At 43.7% G+C, this 7,992-nt stretch carries 5 protein-coding genes; all 5 read right to left on the bottom strand.

Going from position 1 to position 7,992, the window contains the following annotated elements; translation table 11 throughout:
* Positions 1–111: 111 nt before the first annotated feature.
* The 5 genes from FTT63_RS11210 to fabD all read right to left on the bottom strand — a co-directional run bounded on the left by FTT63_RS11210 (position 112) and on the right by fabD (position 7,826).
* On the bottom strand, positions 112–4,686 hold the full coding sequence (locus tag FTT63_RS11210; RefSeq protein ID WP_180192288.1) for a BapA prefix-like domain-containing protein: 4,575 nt from the start codon (positions 4,684–4,686) through the stop codon (positions 112–114).
* 437 nt (positions 4,687–5,123) lie between these two features.
* Positions 5,124–5,600 (bottom strand): peptidoglycan-binding protein LysM, encoded by a 477-nt coding sequence (lysM, locus tag FTT63_RS11205; RefSeq protein WP_005175989.1) that lies wholly within the window; start codon positions 5,598–5,600, stop codon positions 5,124–5,126.
* Positions 5,601–5,797: 197 nt separating this feature from the next.
* Positions 5,798–6,034: an acyl carrier protein gene (gene acpP / locus FTT63_RS11200; RefSeq protein WP_001279871.1), complete on the bottom strand. Its 237-nt coding sequence runs from the start codon at positions 6,032–6,034 to the stop codon at positions 5,798–5,800.
* 83 nt (positions 6,035–6,117) lie between these two features.
* Positions 6,118–6,852, bottom strand: coding sequence for a 3-oxoacyl-ACP reductase FabG (gene fabG, locus FTT63_RS11195; RefSeq protein ID WP_045796367.1), 735 nt, complete (start codon positions 6,850–6,852; stop codon positions 6,118–6,120).
* Positions 6,849–7,826 carry an ACP S-malonyltransferase gene (gene fabD / locus FTT63_RS11190; protein ID WP_180192287.1) on the bottom strand — a complete coding sequence of 326 codons (978 nt, stop codon included), beginning with the start codon at positions 7,824–7,826 and terminating at the stop codon, positions 6,849–6,851. The genes fabG and fabD overlap by 4 nt, the downstream gene beginning before the upstream one ends.
* Between the last annotated feature and the right edge of the window lie 166 nt (positions 7,827–7,992).

Genomic DNA, 7,992 nt, shown 5'->3' with positions numbered 1-7,992 from the left:
AGATTATGCAACAAACTGGTTGTGGCATTACAACCATGAAAGACCACATCAAGCTAACAAAGGAAAGCCACCTCTAATGGCTGCTTAACCTCTACTTTTAACTTCGGTTATTTATGGGAGGATTACCGTATTACCACTTACATCAATAGAAATATCTTGGGTAGTATCTCCATTCACTGTAAATTTAAAGCCATTAGTAGCTATATTTATATCCACTACCCCCGATAACACATCGGTACTAAGCAACCCAAATGTATAACCAGTTACGCCATTTAAGTTATCTTCCAAAACGCTATCTAGTACATTCACATTATTTAAATCGTCATTGGCAAATAAAACCGCATCAACCACTAAACTTTCTGTAATTGTGCTTTCATTACCTGCCGCATCAATAGCTTGCACAGTAACGTTATAACTACCATCAGCTAATTCTGGAAGCTGGCCATCGGCAAGTGTCCATGTACCATCACCATTATTCACTGCGGTATAATTAATACTATCCACAGTCACAACAACTGTTGCTGTCGGATCATCAATTGTACCTTGTAAAGTTGGCGTACTATCACCCGTTGTATTTGTCACAAGAGTTGTTATTGGTGCTTGGGCATCAATGCTTGTACTTGCGGCTTGAGAAGGGTTACCAGCAGCATCAATTGCTATAACATTAAGTACTGCCCCATCTGTTAAGCCTGGATTTGTGATTGACCACAAACCATCAGCTCTTACGACTGTTCTGCCAATTTCATTGTTGTTCTCATCAGTTACAACCACTGTTGAGCCCGCTTCTGCTGTACCTGTAATATCTCCTGTAGCACTTACAGGATTAATCACAGGAGCATCCGGTGCATAATCATCCAAAATATTAATAGTTAAAGTTGCGCTATCAGTCGTTACTCCATCCGCACCTAATATTGTATAAGTAAATACTTCTGATTTTCCGATAGATTCAAAATCACCATTTCCAATATATTCATATGAACCATCAGCGAAAATTGTTAAAACCCCATACTCTCCGTTAATGCTTACACCGCCCGTAGTCACCTCTTGCGGTGCACCGTCTCCAAATTGAATATGAGTAACTGTTGCTAGCTCAGGATTTTCATCATTGGTTAAAACATTATTATCGACAGAGTAATTTTCAAATGTCGTTGAAGTCACTTGGGTAGTAATGCTAGTTTCCTGCAATAAAGTCAGGGTATTTGAAAGTAGTGCGGTTGCTGCTGCATCAACAATCGTATCTAACAAACCGGTTACACTGAAGCCAAGTAAAGAAATTGCATCAGCATTACTTAATAAACTGTCGTTTAATGCACCAACAAGTTCATCTACAGGTAGGCCATTCACTAATGTAAGTACAGGCGGTAAGATAACCTCTGTGACTAATGCTGCAATAGCACCACCACCTAAAGCATTATTTACAGCATCAAGAACAACTTGTTGATTATCGGCACCTAATAACACGCCTGCATCACCGAGTTCTTGAAGTGAAATACCACCACCATCAGTATCAAGTAGATTAGTTAAGGCGCCTGCATCATTACTCACTACAACACGATAAGTACCTGCTGGCAAATCAGATACTGTTGCAGTTAAGGTATTATCTCCTGTAATCCCTAATATCCCCAGCCCAGCTACATCACCAACTAATTCAGAGTCTTGGGTGACTGCTGAATACACAATATTGCCATTTTCATCTAAAACATCAACACGATAAGCATCTGCCACTGCAAGTAATGATGTTTGTGAAATTGAAATTGCAAGGCTATTTGTAGAGCCAGAAAGTACCACTTCTGTTCCGGCATCCGCACCGCCAGTTGATTCAAGTAAATTAATCACTTGAACATTCTCATCAACAACAGCTGGCTCGGTTGTTGTGATTTCATTACCCATATCTAGATTTACATTGTCATCTAGAGCAATCTTGACTGGTGGAATCACGATATCTGTCAGGGCATCAAGTCGGTCCTGGAAACCTGCTTTTTGCACTGGATATTGACTGTCATCAATCGTATTAACAGCCTGCTGGGCAGTTTGTTTCGCTTCAAGTGCAGCATCACGTGCCTGGGTTAAGGCATCCACTTCTGCTTGCGTAATCGCTTCATCTGCAAGCGCCTCTGCAAGCGCTGTGTCTGCAGCGGTATAGGCTTGCTCTGCATCTTGTACCAGGTCAGCAATCGCCTGAAGTTCATCTGGAATGCCATTCTCATTGGCATCGTTCACCGCAGGGATCTCGATATCTGTCAGGGCATCAAGTCGGTCCTGGAAACCTGCTTTTTGCACTGGATATTGACTGTCATCAATCGTATTAACAGCCTGCTGGGCAGTTTGTTTCGCTTCAAGTGCAGCATCACGTGCCTGGGTTAAGGCATCCACTTCTGCTTGCGTAATCGCTTCATCTGCAAGCGCCTCTGCAAGCGCTGTGTCTGCAGCGGTATAGGCTTGCTCTGCAGCTTGTACCAGGTCAGCAATCGCCTGAAGTTCATCTGGAATGCCATTCTCATTGGCATCGTTCACCGCAGGGATCTCGATATCTGTCAACGCATCCAAACGATCTTGGAAGCCTGCTGCTTGCACTGGATAATCCGCAACAATGCCATCTACTGCTGCTTGTGCATCAGCTTTAGCCTCTTGCGCTGCATCACGTGCTGCCGTTAAGGCATCAACTTCGTCTTGTGTGACAGCTTCATCTGAAAGTGCATCGGCAAGGGCTTGCTCTGCCGCTGTATACGCTGCTTCCGCTGCTGTAACCAAATCGGCTACATCTTGAATATCATCTGGAATGCCATTCTCATTGGCATCATTCACCGCTGGAATCTCGATATCCGTCAACGCATCCAAACGATCTTGGAAGCCTGTTGCTTGCACTGGATAATCCGCAACAATGCCATCTACTGCTGCTTGTGCATCAGCTTTAGCCTCTTGCGCTGCATCACGTGCTGCCGTTAAGGCATCAACTTCGTCTTGTGTGACAGCTTCATCTGAAAGTGCATCGGCAAGGGCTTGCTCTGCCGCTGTATACGCTGCTTCCGCTGCAGCCACCGCCGCTTCTGCACTGGCAATTAATCCGTTTAAGTCATCAATTACACCATCACCATCTGCATCTGTGACCACAGGGGCAAGCAATTCAGTCAAGGCATCTACGCGTTCTTGTAGCCCGTCTTTCTCAACTTGTACTTCTGCCGGTAACGCATTTACTGCATTTTGTGCGATGGCTTTTAGTTCGGCAGCTTCATCAATCGCAGCCTGGGCAACTGCCTGCTCTGCTGGTGTGATGAGACCATTACCATCTGTATCCGCATCAGCAATCGCTTGCTCGGCTTCGGCATAAGCTGATTCCGCTGCAGCCACCGCCGCTTCTGCATCCGCGATTAAGCTGTCCGTTGCATCGTCAATCCCATTGCCGTCTTGGTCATTCACCGCTGGAACTTCAAGATCCGTCAAGGCATCCAGACGATCTTGCAGACCATCTTTGTCTGTACTTTCTGGTAACGCAGTCACAGCGTCTTGTGCCGTTTGTTCAGCTTCAGTTGCTGCATCCACCGCATCTTGAATCGCTTGCTGTTCTGCTGGGGTGATCAGGCCATCTTCTTGAGCACCTGCAATTACATCTTCTGCTGCCTGGTGTGCATTTTCAGCATCAGTCACCAGGGCTTCCGCTGCTTCAACTGCATCATCTTTACCATTGCCATCCGCATCAGTAACAGGCGGTACGCTAATCCCTTCAAGATTATCGAGTCGATCTTGCAACTCTTCTTTATCTGCACTTTCAGGCAAGGCTGTGACTGCATCTTGCGCAGTATCTTTGGCTTCTGCTGCTGCATCTGCCGCGTCTTGAAGCTGCGCTTGCTCTTCTGAGGTAATCAAGCCATCTTCTTGCGCCTGATTTAATAGATCTTCTGCTGCTTGTTGTTTGTCTTCTGCATCTTGGACCAAGGCTTCCGCTGCTTCGACTGCATCATCTTTACCATTACCATCCGCATCAGTAACAGGCGGTACGCTAATCCCTTCAAGATTATCGAGTCGATCTTGCAACTCTTCTTTATCTGCACTTTCAGGCAAGGCTGTGACTGCATCTTGCGCAGTATCTTTGGCTTCTGCTGCTGCATCTGCCGCATCTTGAAGCTGCGCTTGTTCTTCTGAGGTAATCAAGCCATCTTCTTGCGCCTGATTTAATAGATCTTCTGCAGCCTGTTGAGCCTCTTCTGCTGCAATCACTAGTTGTTCTGCAGCTGTAGAATCTACTGGTGTATTTGATGATGCACTATCAGAATCTGAACCTACCGCAGCAATAGTCGCTCCTGCAGCTACAGCTCCAGTGACCCAAGGCATCAGGGCAGCAAGTGTATCAGCGTATAACAGTGGACTAATCGTTTCGATAAAATGATATTTAATTGTAGGAAGGATCTCGCCAGCAGCATTTGCGAACTCTGCCCAATACAGCTGCTCTCCATTATCAAAAACAATATGATGGCTATCTAATGGGTCATCAAAATAGCTTTCGATCACTACCTTTTCGCCATTTTTCAGGTTCACTATTGCTGCATTTCCCTCTCGAGTAATACTCGCCACATCCTCAATTGCTGTATCAATCTTGACAACAGAGTTTTCAGATAAAGTAACCGTATTCGTATCAGCAGACAGCAATAACTGCTGTGTCTCTTTCGAAGTAACCGCTATATTTGGCATACCCTCTTCCTTTTTTATGATCGTATCTTTATGTAAAGTTAGGTTTTGAAATTATTATTCTTCTTAGCAAGAGTTGGCATTTTTATCTAGTTTATACTCAGAACATACTGATTAATATTTCTTATCAAAATACTCGGATTTAAAAACTAAAATTTAGAATGTGATAAGCATTTGTTTTAATTATTTTTTTAAAACGAGACATAATTATCAATTAAACCAAACAAATGCAAAATTACCATCACTTTTATTTATTTTAATCACATCACATAAATTAACTTATTGTATTGAAAATGTTAAAAATTATACAGCAAATACACACAATTACAAACAAGATAAATATAAATAAAAAAAGTTACATTAATTCTTTTTAAGTATTTGAAGATTATTAAAAAACAAAAAAGACGCGATACGCGTCTTTTTATAAAAATTCTGAATCTTTAAGCCGGAATACGTAACACCTGTCCAGGGAAAATATCATCCGCATCTTTTAACAAAGGACGGTTGGCTTCAAAGATTTTATTGTACTGATTGGCATCACCATAAAATTCTTTTGAGATTTTAGACAGGGTATCGCCTGATTTAACTGTATAGAATTTACTTTCTGGTTCAGGTGTTGCCACGGTCATCTGATCATCCACTTGCGCAACATGATCAATATTGCCCACCGCCAGTACAATTTTCTCACGATCAGCCTGGCTTTGTACCTGTCCTTTAATCGTGGCTAAATCGGTCTTGCCATTATAGTTCACAGAAAGGCCCGTAATTGGCAAGCCTAAAGATTTAATATGTCCCAATAATTTATTGGCCATTTCCTGTGCAGACGGTTCTGCTGGCGCCGCCGGTGCAGCCGGTTGTTGCTCTGCCGGGGCAGTATTTTTCTTACCAATACCTTTTACAAAATCAAAAAGTCCCATTGTTATTCTCCAGCTTTTATTTGATGCAATTGATTTTTATCAATCATTTGGAATTGCGTGCTTTCTTTTTATAACGAAAAAATACACAGGAGAGCGTTGCGCTTGGTTAGATAAAAGTAAGCTTATGTAATTTCGGCCTGCCATAAAAAAACCACCCAAAAGGGTGGTTTTTCTTAGCATCTGCTAAAAATCTTTAATTAACCAAGTTTTTTAGTCACATAGTCAATTGCAGATTGAACAGTTGTAATTTCGTTTGAATCTTCATCGGGAATTGTGATGTCGAAATCATTTTCGAAAGACATTACAAGTTCAACCAGGTCCAGAGAGTCTGCACCTAAGTCATCCATGAAAGATGCTTCGTTTTTAATCTCTTCAGCTTTAAGACCAAGTTGTTCAGCAACCGCTTGTTTAACGCGTTGTTCGATATCGCTCACAGGAATTCTCCTCATTGCTTGTGGCGTTTTTAATGCCGTTAGTTTAATTGAATCTATAAGTTTTTGAAAGTTTATACATGAGCTTAATTCATGTATAAACCACCATTTACATGTAACACTGTACCAGTGATGTAACTTGCTTTGTCAGAAGCCAAGAAACTCACTGCATTGGCGATATCTTGTGGATCACCTAAACGGTTTAATGCCACTTGCTCACTCATTTTTTTGCGAATTTCTTCACTTAACTGTTCGGTCATTTCTGTTGCAATAAAACCGGGTGCAACAGAGTTGACTGTAATTTGACGGCTGCCCATTTCCTTGGCCAGGCTGCGGCTAAATGCCTCAATCCCTGCTTTGGCCGCAGAGTAGTTGGCCTGTCCCGGATTGGCAAAGTGTGCCACCACTGAACTAATATTAATAATGCGACCGAAACGCGCTTTGGTCATGCCTTTCAGTACACGTTTAGACAAACGGTAAACGGCTTTCAGATGGATGTTGAGGATATCATCCCAGTCATCTTCAGACATACGCAGTAACAAATTATCTTTGGTAATACCAGCGTTGTTCACCAAGACCAGTACCGGACCATAGTTTTGTTCGATGTCCGAAATGAGCGCATCAATTGCCTCGCCATTACGAACATCCAGGACTTTACCCGCACCCTGTTCACCAAAGCCTGTGCTTAGTTTTTCTGCACCTGCTTCAGAAGTTGCTGTCCCAACCACAAAATAACCGTCTTGAATAAGCTGCTGAGCGATGGCTGCACCAATCCCTCGGCTTGCACCTGTCACCAATGCGACTTTGCGTTCTTGTGTCATGCAATTTTCCCTTCAGCCACTAAAATGGCATTTAAGGCATCCTCCAGACGACTGTTACTGTCAATCGGGAATGCTTTTTCTATGTGAGGTAAGCGTTTTGCAAGGTTCGCCAATACGTTTCCTGGACCACATTCAACAATGTACTGAATGCCCTGGTCTTGCAGGTACTGCATGGTGTTTGTCCATTGCACAGACTGATACAATTGAGCAGTCAAAGCCTGACGCAATTGAGCAACATCAGTTGCTACAGCTGCGCCCACATTTTGTATTACAGGAATGCTTGGTAGCTCAATGGCAGTTTGTTCCAAAGCTTGTGCGAACTGTTCTGCAGCCGGTTTCATCAGTGAACAGTGCGATGGCACTGACACCGGAAGCGCAATAGCTTTGGCTGAATTTTCTTTGGCGAGTGCGATGACTGCATCTACCGCTGCTTTATCACCAGCAACTACCACCTGACCTTGGGCATTGTAGTTGGCTGCTTCAACTGAACCGGTGCCTTGTGCGGTAGCTTGCGCACACAGTTCAATCACTTTGGCATCTCCCAGACCCAAAATGGCCGCCATAGCACCCTGGCCTGGTGGCACAGCCGACTGCATGAGTTTGCCACGCAGATTGACCAGCTTCACGGCATCACCCAGTGATAACGCACCAGCCGCTACCAGCGCGCTGTATTCGCCCAGAGAGTGGCCAGCCAGATATTTGGGTGCTACACCACCCAGCTCCAGCCAGACACGCCACAATGCAATACTGGCGGTCAATAAAACCGGCTGGGTAAATTCTGTTTGATCTAAACCTTCACCACTTTGCGCAATGTGCCATAAATCAAAACCGATTGCGGCCGATGCTTCCGCAAAAGTTTCACGCACACCAGCAAACTGTTCTGCAAGTTCTGCCAGCATGCCGACTTTTTGTGAACCTTGTCCAGGAAACACAAATGCAGTTTTTGTCGCTTGCTCGAATCGTGTAGCAGACATATAAAAATCCTTTCGTGTAGAGCTGTTTTAAACAGGGTACGCCCCTTCAACAGTTCTTTTTTATGTAAGCTGATCGTTGGTGCGAAAATTTAACACTATTTTTCGGGCGAAGTAATTGCGAAAAACAACAAAAAAAGGGAGCTTACGCTCCCATTTTTTCCACTAA

It is taken from the genome of Acinetobacter sp. C15 (assembly GCF_013420645.1).
In the GTDB taxonomy this organism is placed as follows: Bacteria; Pseudomonadota; Gammaproteobacteria; order Pseudomonadales; family Moraxellaceae; genus Acinetobacter; species Acinetobacter indicus.
Note: the sequence above shows the minus strand (reverse complement) of the source record. Positions and strands in the feature narration are given on the sequence as shown.